This window comes from Paucilactobacillus wasatchensis (genome assembly GCF_000876205.1).
In the GTDB taxonomy this organism is placed as follows: domain Bacteria; phylum Bacillota; class Bacilli; order Lactobacillales; family Lactobacillaceae; genus Paucilactobacillus; species Paucilactobacillus wasatchensis.
This window is the reverse complement of record NZ_AWTT01000004.1, coordinates 1-15,129: the sequence shown is the minus strand read 5'-3', so window position 1 is coordinate 15,129 and position 15,129 is coordinate 1. Positions and strand designations below refer to the sequence as shown.

The following is a 15,129-nucleotide window of genomic DNA, read 5'->3' as shown; positions in this document are numbered from 1 at the left end:
CACTGTCCATTGTATCAAAAAGGATCGTTTGATAACACACAACTGCATAAAAAAACACCAACAACTGTTAGTCGTCAGTGCTCATTATTTCAATATTGATTATTAGTTTCGGTCACTCATTCCAAAAATTTGTAATAAGCTAATGAAGATATTAACAAAATCAAGGTATAACTGTAATGCCCCCATCACGGCTAAGCCACTTACCGACACCTGATTACCATAACGAACGTAAATATTTTTCATATTTTGTGCATCCCAGGCTGTCAAAACAGTAAAGATAATCACTGCAATGTAAGAAAAAATATATGTGATTGCAGGGCTTTGCAGGAACATATTGATAAAGCTAGCCACCACTAACGCAACTAGCGCTGCAAAAGCATGGGCACCAAACTTACTCAAATCACGTTTAGTGACACTTCCATAAATTGCCATGGTTATAAAGACTGCTGCAGAGGAAATAAATGCAGCTGAAATACTAGTTGCAGTGTACGCGGCACAGATCAGAGCAAACACGACTCCATAAATAACTGCCACGGCCATTAACATAATAAAACTCATCACTGGATTTCTAGTTGCCCTAAAACTAACCCCCATCGATAAGGCCACAGGCAATAATAAAATAATCCACATCATACCTGGATGTTGTGTCATATAACCAAAGACTTGTTCCTTAAACACAGTTAAAGTTAAAAAGGAACTGAGCGCAGATACCAAAACAGCCAACGTCATATTGCCATACATCCTGGTCATAAATTTGGCTAATCCTGCCTCGTTACCGACAACGCGACGTTCAGTTGATGAATAATCTTCGTTCATGTTATTCAATTAATCCACTTCTTTCATCTATATTTCTCAATATCTTATCGAACTACACTATAAACCGCAAGTAAAATGATCAAAATACTAGTTATTCTTAGGCGTTAGGTTGCTAAGCAATGTTTCATATTCTCGTTCATATTTTTGAACGTCACCGGCTCCCATAAATACAACCACCGCGTCATGGTAATCAAGTAAAGGAGACATGTTGTCCAGTTTTAAAACAGTGCCGCCCTTACTAATTTTGGCGCCCAAATCGGCACTTGAAACTTTCCCGGCGTGTTCTCTAACTGAACCAAAAATGTCAGTCAGATAAACATGATCTGCTAAATTAAGACTGGTAGCAAAATCATCTAGTAATGCAATTGTTCGGGTAAATGTATGTGGCTGAAAAACGGCAACTATTTCTTTATCTGGGTACTTTTGTCTGGCCGCATCCAGTGTGGCTTTAATTTCTGACGGATGATGCGCATAATCATCGATGATGGTCATATCCGCCACTTTGCGCTCACTAAAACGACGTTTGACGCCCTTGAATGTCAATAATTCTGTTCTGATATCGTTTAAGTCAACTTTTTCAAAGTACGCAACCGCAATGACAGCCAAACTATTTAAAATATTATGTTGTCCAAACAACGGAATTTCAAAGTTACCCAACAATTCATCATGGTAATACACATCAAAATTGGATCCTTTGGTGGTCCGTTTGATTTCAGCTGCCCGAAAATCATCGGTCGCACTCGTTCCATAGTAATAAACGGGAACATCGACGTTTAATTTTCTCAAATTTTGGTCATCACCCCAGGCAAAAATACCCTTTTTTACCTGCTTACCAAAACTCTCAAATGCACTGGCTACATCATCGATCCCACTATAATAATCAGGATGGTCAAAATCAATATTGGTCATAATGGCATAGTCTGGATGATAAGCCATGAAATGTCGGCGATATTCATCTGCTTCAAAAACAAAGAATCGAGCATCAGGTTTACCTTTACCACTGCCATCCCCAATTAGATAACTAGTTGGTGCAATACCGCTTAACACGTGCGCTAATAATCCGGTAGTGCTGGTTTTTCCATGAGCTCCAGCCACCCCGATGCTCGTGTAACCTTCGATCAATTCACCTAAAAATTCATGGTACCGATAAACTTTGAGACCCAGCTTTTTAGCCTGGATAATTTCAGGGTGATCATCAGGAAATGCATTGCCAGCAATTACTGTCAATCCAGCATGCAAGTTCGATGGAGAAAAAGAATACGCCTTAATGCCTGCATTTTCCAGTCCACGCTGAGTAAACGTATACTGGTCAATATCGGAACCTTCAACTTTAAATCCCTTATCGTGCAACACCAAAGCTAATGCACTCATTCCTGAACCCTTGATTCCTATAAAATAATATGTTGTTTTATTATCCATACCGATTTAGATTCCTTTCACTTGCCAATATTATTTATTTTTGATCAAAAATTTTTAAATTACGTTGCGAATTTTGTTCACCTTGTAAAATATCGTGCAGTGAATGTCCTAACGCTTTATTGTTTGATTTATGAACTTGAGACGTCTTTAGGTCAGCTTCTTTTGGTGCAACATTCTTAGTTAAGCCTGCTTTTGGCACCTCAGTTGCTGGCAAGTAATATGAGCCAGGTTGTTTATGTAATTGTCGGATGATTTTGTTAAAATCAATTCGTTGTTTAACGACCTTATTTGCCATAACCGGTGGAACATAAACCTGTTGCAAAGTTTGCTTTGCCCGTTTTAATGTCTGTCGTTCAGATTGGTTTATTTTGTCATCGTCTGCACTAGAAGGATGACGAAATAACGATGGTCCATCGTATTGCTGTGTCATACCCCTCACCTCAACTAAAAAATAAAAGAGCAATCTCAAAATAGCAGATTGCCCTTAGCAAAATCAAATGGTTGTCCAATTGCTTGAAAATCATCAGGTAAAATCAATGCGCCTGGTTTTTCTGGTGCATTTTTTAACTTTAATTCTCTGCCTGAACAAATCATACCATTGCTTGAAACACCGCGCAATTGTCCCGGCCAAATAATTTGACCACTAGGCATCATTGCTCCGACTTTGGCAACTACTACCTTAATGTGATCCTTGATATTAGGCGATCCAGATACAATTTGTAGCTCGTGTTCGCCGTCAACAAGCGTTGTTGTAATATGCAAATGGTCTGATTTAGGATGCTTTTCTACCGTTTCAACATAGCCAATCACAAATTTGGCATCATAGTCCGCAACTAATTTTGTACTAAATCCTGCCGTCTTAATTGCTTCATTTAGAATACCAATCTGGTCATCACTCAATTCAATTTTGCCATTACCACTGAGAGTTGGCAAAATTGTTTTAATTTTTAAAAAATTAAACCCAATTAAATGACCATCGGATTGCGCCACGATTTCAACAATATCGTCACGCTTTGTAGTTGTTTGTTCAGCTTCATCAGCTGCTGCAATCACTACAAGCACATCTCCCAACGCAGCTTGATTATAACTTGCAATTAACATAATTTATCCCCTTCATCACAAAAAAATGGCGTGCACCGCCATTTAAATACTAATATTATTTTTTAACTAGCTAAACCGTCAATAAATTGTTCTACCTGCTCTTTTGTCTTCCGGTCTTTATTAACAAAGCGACCAATTTCTTTACCGTCTTCATATGCGATGAAACTTGGAATCCCAAACACGTTTAGTTCAACCGCTAAATCGATATTTTCATCACGATCCACGGAAATAAATTGGAAATCGGAATACTCAGCTTCAATCGCTGGCATGTGTGGTTTAATGAAATTACAATCTGAGCACCAGCCGGCTGAGAAAAATAGCATATACTTGCCAGTTTTTATTTGGTCCATTAATTCATCTTTAGAAGTTTTTGCAATTGTTTGCATTTTATCTATCTCCTTTGTAGTAATCAGTAGCATACTTTATTCACTAATGCTATATTATACGCAAAATCAAATTAATAGCACCGATTTTGCATTTCTTTGTTGTTAATTCAATAATTTGTTATAATAATTTTAATTCCTATTGCACTGGAGGTTTTAGTATGGATACAGCACCAAACCAATTTGATCGTTTTGCATTACCACTAGCACTTGGAATATCTGGCGTGACAGGATTTCTTTTGGGACGGCTGCTGCGCGCAGACCACCTCAGTTCAAGCGATATTTTAATTTTAATTAAGCGGTCATTCCAAAAAGAAGGCCCAATTGAAGGCTCTTGGATTGAAAATGAAAAAGTGCCATATCAACGATTCGCCTTTAAAACAGAAGCATTTCAAGGTGGCATTAGTCGTTATGAGGACAATCAATTAGTAACTTATGAATTTTTGGCAGATTCAAAAACAGGCACTGTGTTAAGTTTAAAACGTATCTAATCATGATTGTGTTGCCAACAAATTAAATAACTGAAAAATATGACAGAGATTGTGAAAATTTATTTTTCCGATCTCTGTTTATTTTTGGGAGAAATAAAATGCGCTCTAACTTTGTAAATCGGTTGTCCCTTGGCACTGAATTTTTGCTCATATTCAGTTTCAACATTGGCTTCATTTTCTTCGCTATTGTGTAAATCTAACCAAACTCCGTCAAAGACCATCCCAAAATTATTTAAACTCACCAATGAATATTCAAAAAAGCCTTGATTATCAGTTTTTAACTCAATTACGCCGTTAGCAGGTAAAATATTTTGGTAAGCTGCCAGAAATGATTTATAGGTTAACCGTCGTTTTGTGTGCCGCGTTTTTGGCCATGGATCCGAGAAATTCAAATAAAGCTGTGTTACCTCTTGGGGCTGAAAGTACGTGTCAATCGATTCGCCTGCTCCAGAAACCAATTGTAAATTTGGTAACTTTTCCGGCAGTGCCAGTTTTAAAGCCGTCGCGGCCACAGATTTTTGAATTTCAACCCCAATAAAATTAATTTCTGGATGAGCCTTGGCCATCCCAACGATAAATTGCCCCTTGCCCATGCCAATTTCTACGTGAATTGGCTGATTAGCGACAAACCGGGTTTCCCATTGTCCGGCATATTGTTCAGGTGCCTCAGTAATTAGTTCAGAGTTAGCATCAATTAAAGGTTGGGCCCATGGCTTATTTCTCACTCGCATTTATTTATTCCTCACTTGCTTTTTTTATTATTAATTCGACTGGTTGCATATACGCCACCTAATAACCATATTTCTAAAATGCCTAAAATTAATTTAATTCCCATTCCAGTTAACGAAATTTGGGTTGTTAAGCTGGCTAACCAGAGTAATCCTCCGACGATTGCCATTATTTTAACCATCATTTTTTTGAAGCTTTTCATCTTAGTTTCAACTTTAATGGGGTATAAATAAGTAAACACGTGACTATCATATTGCCAGTAAAATGGCATTATTTGAACTGCAATTAAGTAGATAAATAATAAAAATAAAATTAGATTGAGCCAAAATTCTGGCACGAAAAATACAATTACCATTCCAATTAAAGTTAATCGGACAATCAAACCGCTGACTTCGGTTCCCCGTAACAAGCCGCGTGCATACAGATAAGAAAAAACGGTCTTGTCGCGATTTAAAAATGTCAGCATAAAATCCAAATATTTACGTCGATGAATTGTCCCCTGTACCGCAGGAACATCAGTAAATAGATTAAAGAAACGATACACACCCAACATTCGTTGAGATTCAGTTGCTACCGCCAACCGCCAATTGAACAACTGATGTTTGAGCTGTGACAACTGATATTTAGTGAACACTAATAACAGTAATGCCAATACCATGCCAGCAATTGCATTCACCAGTAGTGTCACGATCAAGATAATTGCCGGACATCCCCATTGAAGCAGCCATTTGATTGAGTTTTGTTGAAAATTACGCCGATATAACCGCAGTAAGCTGAAATCCATCCAACTATACTTTAACAACATAACGGTAATAATAATGATCCCCGCTTGCCAGTTAGTTGTCTGTGTTGCGCTCATCAAAAATGGCATGACAATCACCGTGCAGCCCACTACAATCAGTTCTGCCAGCAAAAGGCTGTAACGAGCTGCCTGTTTTAAATAGTGATCCATCATTTTACTTTGTGGTAATAAAAAAACAGGATCTGCAGGTTTAAGTAGGGTCGCTAACCGGCCAAATTGAAGCAATATTAATAAAATTACGATTGTAATCGGTCGAGCCCACCAAATTGGTGGCGTTAGCTGATCCAGTGCCTGTGAATAGCCCCAAATTAACGCACCCAAGAAAACGAATAGGGCGATCATAAAATGATCATTGAACACTAAGCGCCAATAGCGCAACAGCAACAAAAAATGCTGACTTCGACGTTTATTATACAGTTTTTCCATCTAAATCTTCCTTTGCCAGTGCTAAATAGATGTCATCTAGCGATTCATTTTTATTATCACTCAATTGCCGCAACTCATCTAAAGTACCCTTTGCTTTAACTTGACCGTTTGCCAGCAGGACAAAGCGATCACAGTATTTCTGTGCTGTATCTAACACGTGCGTCGACATCAACACGGCAGCCCCACGCTGCTTAACTGATTCAATTTGAGTCAATAAATCTCGCACAGCAAGTGGATCCAGACCATAGAATGGCTCATCAATGATAAATAGATTGGCATTAGTCATAAAAGCACAGCAAATCATCACTTTTTGCTTCATTCCTTTTGAAAAGTTAGCTGGAAACCAATCTAACTTATTGTCCAACCGAAATACTTTCAATAACTGATTAGCTCGTTGCCGAGCAGACTTAGGCTCTAATTGATAAGCTGTCATTGTTAATTCTAAGTGTTCCTTTAATGTCAACTCGTCATATAAGACCGGCGTTTCTGGAATGTAAGCAATTTGACTCTTATACTGTTCACTATCTTGCTGCAAACTGATGCCATCAATTTGAATGGAACCTTTAAACGGCGTTAATAAACCAATAATGTGATTAATGGTCGTTGATTTGCCAGCGCCATTTAGCCCGATTAAACCGACCAATTCACCATTATGCACGTCAAAACTAACATCGTTTAAAACCGGGATTTGTGAGTAGCCACCCACAATGTGTTCAACTTTTAGTGTCATTTATTTTCCTTCTTACATCAATGTCTCATATTTTAATTAATTATAGCATATCAAAAAGAGCACAAAAAGATGCGCGACTTGTGATTGTCTTGTATAATTGAAAATAATAAATACTGAAAGAAGGCTCTTTTTATGGATGATTGTATTTTTTGTAAAATTATTGCAGGTGATATTCCTAGCTACACAGTATATGAAGACGACGTAGTCAAGGCTTTTCTTGATATTTCGCAAGGAACACCTGGCCATACTCTTGTTATTCCAAAGAAACACATCCCAGATCTATTTGCCTATGATGAAGCGTTAGCCAGTGCTGTTTTTGCACGAATCCCTAAAATTGCTCGTGCGATTAAAGAATCAGATCCGTCGATCAAGGGCATGAATGTCCTCAATAACAACGGTGCTGTGGCCTATCAATCCGTCTTTCACTCTCACTTTCACTTGATCCCACGCTATACGGAACAAGACGATTTCCAAATGATTTTCAAAGACAATTCAGCAAATTACACTCCGGCTGATTACGAAAAAATTCAACAATCGATTATCAACCATTTAGGAGTCTAATATGAAAAATCTACTTAATTCGATTAAAAGTTTAATCAATGACGTTAAAAATTTAGGTACAGTCAGCCAGTCCTTAGCTGAAAGTGTCGCCAACTTAGAATCAGCAGTCACCCAAAGTAAACCACAGCTAGATGATTTACAAAAGAAAATCGCTGAATTCAACTTCAAAACACAACCACGTCTAACTCGAATCCAAGAGTTACAAACAAAAATGCAAGCTGAAATCGATCGATTGACACAAATAACTAATCAAAAATAACTGAATTAATCACATCCAATTCTAAAGAAAGTATCAAAGTTTAGGCTGGATGTGATTTTTTTGTAAATTTTTCCTTACTTTGCTTACCCGTTTTGGGGTTTGTGTTATATTAGACAGGTGAGTTTTTAAGCTTGAAACTTAAATCTAAGAAATGGATGTGGATATTACATGAAAAAATGGCTTGCAATTTTAGCCGGTGTGGCACTGATGGTGCCATTGGCAGCGTGTGGTAATAAGGCTGTCGCTACCACTAGTGGTGGAAAAATTACAGAAAGTGCTTATTACAGTAGCTTGAAATCAACTTCAAGTGGTAAGCAGGTCCTGCAACAAATGATTTTGAACAAGGTATTGGAAAAGCAATACGGTGATGATGTTTCCAAAGCCGCTGTTACTAAAGAATACAATACTTACAAATCACAATACGGAACATCATTTAGTACTGTTTTATCTCAAAATAGTATGACAACTTCAAGCTTGAAAGAAGAAATTCGGTCTAACTTACTCTTGAAGGAAGCCGTTAAGGATCATACCAAAATTACTCAAAAAGCAATTAACAAACAGTGGAAGTCATTCGAACCAAAAGTTCAGACTGCTGAGATCCTAGTTGCCAAGAAATCAACTGCTCAAGATATTATTGATACTTTGAATAGTACTTCTGGCAATAAGCTAAAGGCGTTTAATAAATTAGCCAAAAGTAAATCAACAGATACTTCTAATAAGAGTACTGGTGGTGTTGTCAGTGCATTTGATAACACTGATACTTCCCTCGCCTCAGCATACAAAAAAGCTGCTTTTAAACTAAAAACAGGCGAGTACACTACCTCACCTGTTAAGACATCTAGCGGCTATCAGGTCATTTACATGATTAAGAATCCAGGTAAAGGAACTGAAAAGCAACACACTGCAGACTTGAAAGAACAAATCATTACCGAAGATATGAGTAACAGCACCAAGTTACACAGCGTGGTTACAAAAGTATTGAAGAAGGGGAATGTTTCTATCAAGGATAGTGACTTGAAGAACATTCTTGATGATTACCTTTCAACTTCATCAAGTTCAACATCAACTTCAAACTAAACTGAAGATCAAAAAAGATTGGCATCGATTGCCAATCTTTTTTTGATCCTCAAGATTTAAGTTCATCATTATCTGTTTCTTTGTAAAAATTACGCCGGTCTAACCCAAATATTCGTTCTGAAAATTCACCCGGTTTAGTATGTCCTAATGCGCCTTGAATCATCATTACGGAAGCATCAAGTTCATCCAGGCGATGCAGAATTTCAGCCTCCAACAAATGTGGTGTCACCGGGGACCCGTATTCTAGTAAGCCGTGATGCGCTAAAATAACATGCCGTAATAACAAAACATCTTCTTGTTGAGCATCAATTTTCAATGTCTGGCACGCCGCCACAATCTCACCATCTACCAGCGAAATATGCCCAATTAGATTGCCTGCCACTGTATAACTGGTTGACACGGGCCCAGACAATTCAACCGTCTTGCCTAGATCATGTAAAATTGCCCCTGCATACAACAGTGCCGTGTCAATTCCCTCGTATTGACTCACAACTGATTTAGCTAAATTCAGAATTGACAACGTATGAAATGACAATCCACCGGCAAAGGCATGATGATTTGTCTTGGCGGCAGGAAATGTAAAGAATGCTTCATGATGCTTTTGCAGTAGGTTTCGTACAATGCGATTCCAAGTTGGTTGGGTAATTTCAAAGATGTACTGATCAATTTGAGCCTCAATCTCTGAACGTTTCTCTGGCGCATGTGGTAAGAAATAACTTGGATCATGTGGTTCAGTTTCTTTTGCTAACCGTAACCCTGTAATTTTAACTTGGGGTTTACCCTGATAATTTTCCCGCTTAGCGTTCAACTTAACCACTTTGCCAGGAACAAAGAGACTCACGTCTTCATCATTAGCATCCCAATACATACCAGCTAGTTCACCGGAGTCATCTTCAAAAGTAAGTGCCAAAAATCGCTTTCCATTTTTAGCTACTCGAACGTCTGCGCTTTTGATCAAAACAAAGATGTCCATTACTTCATCTACATCAAAATCGAATAATTTTTGATTCGCCATCTACTTCACCTACTCTTTGTCTAAATTAAGAATGCTAGTTTCTGTCATTTGCGTCAAGATATGATCGTTAGCTGTAAAATAAATAACTTGATTTTCTGCGCTAATTTGTTGAATAACATTTAGAACTGCTGTTTTGCGTGAATTATCAAAATTAACAAATCCATCGTCGATTAATAACGGTAAATTGATTGTATCACTCATTACAACAGCAAAGCCAAATCGCAGAGCAACATACAACTGTTCCGCAGTCCCTTGTGAAAGTTCACCAACTTCAAACGAATCACCATCTTGATCGACCACTGTAATTTTTTCATCGTCTACTTCGATTTTACCATAGTGTTGCCCGGTTAAAGTTGCAAAATATTTATTGGCCTTTTTGATAATTTGTGGAAACCGCCCCTTCGAAGCTAGGTCCAACGCCTGATTAATCCATGCAGAAGTAAGTTGCTCGCTTAACCAATTGAATACTAATTGATTGATAGTTGCCTGTAAATTAGCCTGTTGCTGTCTTAAAGCACTGAGTGTTCCGCTTTTAGCCATCTGGTTGATTTCAAGTTGAACGCTCGTTTGCATTTCAAATGCATCATCAATAGTTTTTTTAACTTCATCGACAGTCGCTTGTTTTGCGATCAATTGATTTGCCAAATCATCTTCGTCAGTGAATGCTGCCAACTCCTGTTGCTGTTCTGCTGAAACTTGGCTAGACAAAGCTGCTGCTTTTTCTTGATCAGCTGTGGCGATCAAAAATTGCTGGTGAGTTGCCTTGAAATCAGCATCATTAGTGATTTTTAATCGTGCGTAAATGGCCGTCTTTTGTTGTTGTTTAACAATCTGGTGTTGCTTGGTGTCATCCAACTGTTTAGCTAGAATCGAAAAACGTTGTTGTTGTGACTGCCAGGCATCTTTTGCGCCAGCCTGTTTAGCAATAAATTGTTCAACTCGCTCAATTAATTCATTAACCGAGCCATCCAATTGAACCCATTCACGAGCAAATGCCAGTGCCTGCTTAAACTCAGCTTCTTTGATCTTCGTCTGGGTTTGTTGCTCGCCTACTTGATTAATTTGCTTTTCTAAATCAGCAAAACGACGTAAATCACCCTGCATTGATAGCCACTGCTCCTGCCTGAATGCGGTGACCTTATTTTGTTTGCCCCAGTTAGTAAGTTTCTGCTCCACGGAATCAAGGTAGGCTTTAACCGTCTGCAATTTTTCTTGGTTGTTCACTTGTTGCTGGTCTTTTGCACCTCGATTTACCCATACGTTCGATACAAGGCTGCCAAGTAAGACCAGTACCAGTATAATTTTAACAAATAGATTTGGTACTATTAATAAGGCAATTAAGCTGACCACTGCAACGCCATAACCCCACCACGTCGATTGAACTGTAGTCGGTTTTGTGCGCATTTGTGACTGCGTCAAACTTTCCAGTTTAGTTTGTAATTCACGCTGTTGTCCCTGCAGCTGTTCCAAAATTGCAATCTGCTCATCTGACGTTGCTGCTGGCAATCTGTTAACATTATAACGTGCTAAAATTTGCTGTTGCGCAACAGTCCATGCATCCAATTGCTCATTTTGACGCTCATCTTGTTCTAATCGTAGTTTTAATTGTGGCATCAATTGTGCCACCCGTTCAAATTGACTCACATGGTCAAAATAAAATTGCTGTTGTCCAGTTAATTGGTTGTTTTGCTGCACATCAGTTAATTGTTGTGTCAAATTTTGTACTTGCGAATTAATTTGCGTTAAGTCAGCTTGCAGTTGCTGCACTTGTGCAATATCTTCATTAGTTAATTCAACCTGATTAGTAGTCGTAGCTTTCAGTTTCAAGAAAATTGGCATCAATCGTTTTAGTCCTTGCAAGTGCTCCAATTCAAGTTGTACCTGCTTTAGATGTGCTCGATTTTTAGTTAGTTTCTCACTGGCTGAATTTACCTGAGCGAGCAACGTTTGATAATGATCGTATCGACCAGCGGCTTGTTGTACTTTTATATTTAATGCCTTGTATTCTTTTAATCGCTGATTTAACTGTGGTTTGCTTCCCCTTGGTTTATAGATCTCATCTGCATTTTTCCTGTGTTCCTTAATCAAATCAAGCCACTGAGAGCTACCGACAGCACCCATTTGACGTAAGTAATCTGCTAAATTTTGCCCCGTCAGTTGGAAGATTTGGGTGAGATCTATTTGTGAGAAACTAAAAATAGAATCATATAGTTGCTGATCAATTGGCCCCAATATTTCAGTTAGCTTAGTTGCCGGTAACTGTTGCCCCTGCTCATCACTAATTGTTAATGGCCCACCGTTTTTACCTTTAACTCGCTGCAGCCGATATATCAGATTTTCTGCTTCAATCGTTAATTGACCACCATATGCCGCACCGTTTTTAGGCAAATATTGTTGGTATTGTTGATGACCATTGGCAAAGCCAAACAAAATACTAGTGATAAAATGACTTAACGTTGTTTTACCAGCCTCATTTTTACCATAAATAATCTGGAACTGCGGATCAATATCAAACTGCTGGTCCTGCCACTTACCAAAACCATCAATTTGGATCTGTTGAATCTTCATCTTGTTGTTCCTCCTGGTTTTGATTAGTTTGGAGTGCCAATGATACTGATTGCTGCAGTGATGTTAAGATTTCCGGCTGACTAAATTGTTCCTCAATGAATGAATAACTGAAAAGTTTTTCCGCTAAATCAGTTACATTTTCCGTTGTGAACACATTTTGTGCGGCCTTGTCCCAATACTGTTGATCCAATGATGCAAAATCGGGCCGCATTTCATCCAATTTGATCTTAATTTCATACGGCCAAAATTGAATCTTGTTAACAGTCATTATTTGCGATTGCAACCGGGTTAAAATGCTCCCGTTATCAATCTGCGTTATCAATTGTGGTGCTAGCAAAGTAGCTCCTGTTAATTCTAGTGATACTAACGTTAATTTTTTTTGCGCGATTTGCTCTTCCATTTGATGATTAATATTTGATACTAAATCGGCGGCTGAGCTTTCCTGGTCCAATTTGATTGTCTGCGTTTGCCAATCAATGGGCGCCGTTTCATGAAATTCGGGCTGTAATTGCTGATTTTGCTCACTAACTAAATAATATCCCTTCGGTCCTGCTTCATTACGGTGCCGGCCTTGAGTATTGCCGGAATATGCGATCACCGGATTTTCATGGATGATCTGTCGCTTGTGAATATGTCCCAGCGCCCAGTAGTCATAATTTTTAGCCAATAATTCCTGCACTGTAAACGGCGCATAATTATCGTGTGGATTTTTTAGCCCAGTTAGCGCACCATGCAACATGCCAATTTGCCAATCCACACTGCTCTTAACAGGAAAATCAACTGCTTTATCGTCTTCAATCCACCGGTTAGCATAGCTAAAACCACTAATAGCAACTGTCGTACCATCTTTAAGTGTCAATTGTTTTGTTTCAATTTCATTACCAAACACATGAACATTAGCTGGTAAAATATGAGTTGTAGTTGTAATTGTCTGATAATCATGATTGCCGTAACTTAAATAGACATCAATGTCAGCAGCCTTAAGTCGTTCACATTGCTTAACAAAGAAATTCTCTGCCGCAATACTGCGTTGATCGCGATCAAAAATATCACCAGCGATACACATAAAATCAATGCCAAGCTTGATTGCATCGGTAACAATCCGTTCAAACGATGTAAACGTTGACTGCTGGATTGATTGACAGAGTTGTTCTGGTGCATCCTGTAAGCCTAAAAACGGGCTATCTAAATGTAAGTCAGCAGTATGAATAAATTTCATCTTAATTTCTCCATTTCACAAAAACACAACTAAAAAAGCTGAGCGCTCGTGAATTACCGGCGCTCAGCTTTGTAGTTAACTTTGATACAACTCTTGGATTGGCTTCGTAATTACATTATTAACGTCACTCAGTAATTGATCGACTGCCTTTTCTTTTTCCATTAATGCTTTAATTGCGTCAACTTGGCCAACTTTGCCAGCTAGTTCTTGCGCTTGCTTAATCTCATCTTCACTTGGCTGTTGTCCTTGATATTGTTTTTGTTGTAGCTGGATTTGCATTGTCTGGAACTGTTTAAACATTTCAAATGTAGCGGCATCTTGTTTCATTGCTTCATAAGCTTCTTTCAATGCAACGAATTCCTGTGTTTCTCGTAAGTCACGTTCCATCTGATTTGCAGAGTCATAAATATTAACAGCCATGTTCGTCCTCCTAAAGTGATTTCGTTAACATTGTATCATTTTTAAGGTGAATTGCCTATCTGTCACTAAAAAACTATTTGCTGGCAGCTTTAATTTCAGCAACTGTTGGAATCGAGGGCATTGCTCCAAGCCGTTGTACCGTGATCGAACTAGCTCGCTGTGCAAATACCAGTGCTGTTGCGATATTGGACAAATCCGTCTTCAACTGTGAGCTTAACGCACCAATGAATGTGTCACCAGCCGCAGTGGTATCGACGGCTTTCACCTTAAATGCTGGTACGAAATCATGCTCGGTAGCCGTAGAATAAAAGGCTCCCTTACTACCAACTGTGATAATCAAATTTTTGACGCCCATTTTTTCGAACGCTTTCGCACTAGCAACCATCGAGGCATCATCAGTAATTTCAATGCCGGTCAAACTAGCACTCTCAGTTTCATTCGGCACAATCAAATCAGTTACCTGCAATAATGCTGGATCGATTTGGGCTGCCGGAGCAGGATTTAAAATTGTTACTACCCCATTCTCCTTGGCCATTTTGAATGCCTCTAATGCTGCTTCTTGTGGTGTTTCAAACTGTGCAATCACAAAGTCAGCATGCTTAATCTGTTCTGCAGCAGCATCGACTTCTTGTTTGGACACTCGTTTATTAGATCCGCCATAAACCAAGATACTATTCTGGCCTTCTTCGTCCAGCAAAATTGATGCTGAACCAGTACCCACCGTTTCATCTACAGCAATACCATCTGTATTAATTTGATCATCATTCAATGATTCCACCATGAACTGACCTGCACTATCCTTGCCAACTTTCCCGATAAAACTGGTCTGGGCGCCGGCACGGGCAGCGGCCACGGCCTGATTAGCACCTTTGCCACCAGCGGCGCTGCTTTTGTTTTCTGTCATTAACGTTTCGCCCGGTTGTGGCATCCGCTTAATCCTTAATGTTGTGTCGACGTTCAAACTTCCCAGTACTGTAACTTTGTTTGTCATATGAAAACTCCTTTAGTTTGTTATGAGGTAAATCGTTTTACTGAACGAAATAAACCATATTTATTTGATTATCTATAGCCTACCACAAAATAGTAAGGGCTTACAATCCTTAAATTAATTTG

The 15,129-nt window shown here is 38.7% G+C and carries 17 protein-coding genes; 4 read left to right on the top strand and 13 right to left on the bottom strand.

What is annotated here, in order from left to right; translation table 11 throughout:
• Positions 1-102 precede the first annotated feature (102 nt).
• The 5 genes from WDC_RS01300 to WDC_RS01280 all read right to left on the bottom strand — a co-directional run bounded on the left by WDC_RS01300 (position 103) and on the right by WDC_RS01280 (position 3,722).
• A complete protein-coding gene (locus WDC_RS01300) occupies positions 103-816 on the bottom strand; it encodes a Bax inhibitor-1/YccA family protein (protein WP_044010063.1) in 714 nt (237 codons plus the stop codon).
• 87 nt (positions 817-903) lie between these two features.
• The gene (murC, locus tag WDC_RS01295) at positions 904-2,235 is read right to left on the bottom strand and encodes a UDP-N-acetylmuramate--L-alanine ligase (protein ID WP_044010008.1); all 1,332 of its coding nucleotides are present in this window, start codon (positions 2,233-2,235) and stop codon (positions 904-906) included.
• A 34-nt stretch (positions 2,236-2,269) separates the two neighbouring features.
• Positions 2,270-2,665 carry a hypothetical protein gene (locus tag WDC_RS01290; RefSeq protein ID WP_044010007.1) on the bottom strand — a complete coding sequence of 132 codons (396 nt, stop codon included), beginning with the start codon at positions 2,663-2,665 and terminating at the stop codon, positions 2,270-2,272.
• A gap of 35 nt (positions 2,666-2,700) precedes the next feature.
• Positions 2,701-3,336 (bottom strand): YtpR family tRNA-binding protein, encoded by a 636-nt coding sequence (gene ytpR, locus WDC_RS01285; RefSeq protein ID WP_044010006.1) that lies wholly within the window; start codon positions 3,334-3,336, stop codon positions 2,701-2,703.
• A gap of 62 nt (positions 3,337-3,398) precedes the next feature.
• Positions 3,399-3,722, bottom strand: coding sequence for a thioredoxin family protein (locus WDC_RS01280; protein ID WP_044010005.1), 324 nt, complete (start codon positions 3,720-3,722; stop codon positions 3,399-3,401).
• 158 nt (positions 3,723-3,880) lie between these two features.
• Here WDC_RS01280 and WDC_RS01275 point away from each other — a divergent pair, with 158 nt between their 5' ends.
• Positions 3,881-4,210 (top strand): hypothetical protein, encoded by a 330-nt coding sequence (locus tag WDC_RS01275; RefSeq protein WP_044010004.1) that lies wholly within the window; start codon positions 3,881-3,883, stop codon positions 4,208-4,210.
• 59 nt (positions 4,211-4,269) lie between these two features.
• Here the strand turns inward: WDC_RS01275 and trmB are convergent, their stop codons facing one another.
• Genes trmB through WDC_RS01260 form a run of 3 tightly spaced genes read right to left on the bottom strand, consistent with a single transcriptional unit; the run spans position 4,270 to position 6,897 of the window.
• Positions 4,270-4,941, bottom strand: a complete 672-nt coding sequence (trmB, locus tag WDC_RS01270) for a tRNA (guanosine(46)-N7)-methyltransferase TrmB (protein WP_044010003.1) — start codon at positions 4,939-4,941, stop codon at positions 4,270-4,272.
• 11 nt (positions 4,942-4,952) lie between these two features.
• Entirely contained in the window at positions 4,953-6,167 is a 1,215-nt protein-coding gene (locus WDC_RS01265) for an ABC transporter permease (protein ID WP_044010002.1), read from the bottom strand.
• Positions 6,151-6,897 (bottom strand): ABC transporter ATP-binding protein, encoded by a 747-nt coding sequence (locus tag WDC_RS01260; RefSeq protein ID WP_044010001.1) that lies wholly within the window; start codon positions 6,895-6,897, stop codon positions 6,151-6,153. Before WDC_RS01260 ends, WDC_RS01265 begins: the two co-directional genes overlap by 17 nt.
• A gap of 132 nt (positions 6,898-7,029) precedes the next feature.
• On the opposite strand from WDC_RS01260, the gene WDC_RS01255 reads away from it, so the two are divergent.
• The 3 genes from WDC_RS01255 (at position 7,030) to WDC_RS01245 (ending at position 8,794) form a co-directional block, all read left to right on the top strand.
• Complete coding sequence (locus WDC_RS01255; RefSeq protein ID WP_044010000.1) at positions 7,030-7,458, top strand: HIT family protein; 429 nt, start codon at positions 7,030-7,032, stop codon at positions 7,456-7,458.
• Position 7,459: 1 nt separating this feature from the next.
• Positions 7,460-7,717, top strand: a complete 258-nt coding sequence (locus tag WDC_RS01250) for a hypothetical protein (RefSeq protein WP_044009999.1) — start codon at positions 7,460-7,462, stop codon at positions 7,715-7,717.
• Positions 7,718-7,885: 168 nt separating this feature from the next.
• Entirely contained in the window at positions 7,886-8,794 is a 909-nt protein-coding gene (locus WDC_RS01245) for a peptidylprolyl isomerase (RefSeq protein ID WP_044009998.1), read from the top strand.
• 49 nt (positions 8,795-8,843) lie between these two features.
• On the opposite strand, the gene WDC_RS01240 is transcribed toward WDC_RS01245, so the two are convergent.
• From WDC_RS01240 to rbsK, 5 genes are all read right to left on the bottom strand, one after another.
• Entirely contained in the window at positions 8,844-9,809 is a 966-nt protein-coding gene (locus WDC_RS01240; protein ID WP_044009997.1) for a 3'-5' exoribonuclease YhaM family protein, read from the bottom strand.
• 9 nt (positions 9,810-9,818) lie between these two features.
• Positions 9,819-12,377 (bottom strand): ATP-binding protein, encoded by a 2,559-nt coding sequence (locus tag WDC_RS01235; RefSeq protein WP_044009996.1) that lies wholly within the window; start codon positions 12,375-12,377, stop codon positions 9,819-9,821.
• Positions 12,352-13,596 carry a metallophosphoesterase family protein gene (locus WDC_RS01230; protein WP_044009995.1) on the bottom strand — a complete coding sequence of 415 codons (1,245 nt, stop codon included), beginning with the start codon at positions 13,594-13,596 and terminating at the stop codon, positions 12,352-12,354. Before WDC_RS01230 ends, WDC_RS01235 begins: the two co-directional genes overlap by 26 nt.
• Before the next feature lie 75 nt (positions 13,597-13,671).
• Complete coding sequence (locus tag WDC_RS01225; protein WP_044009994.1) at positions 13,672-14,016, bottom strand: YlbF family regulator; 345 nt, start codon at positions 14,014-14,016, stop codon at positions 13,672-13,674.
• A gap of 73 nt (positions 14,017-14,089) precedes the next feature.
• Positions 14,090-15,007 (bottom strand): ribokinase, encoded by a 918-nt coding sequence (gene rbsK, locus WDC_RS01220; protein ID WP_044009993.1) that lies wholly within the window; start codon positions 15,005-15,007, stop codon positions 14,090-14,092.
• Positions 15,008-15,129: the final 122 nt, after the last annotated feature.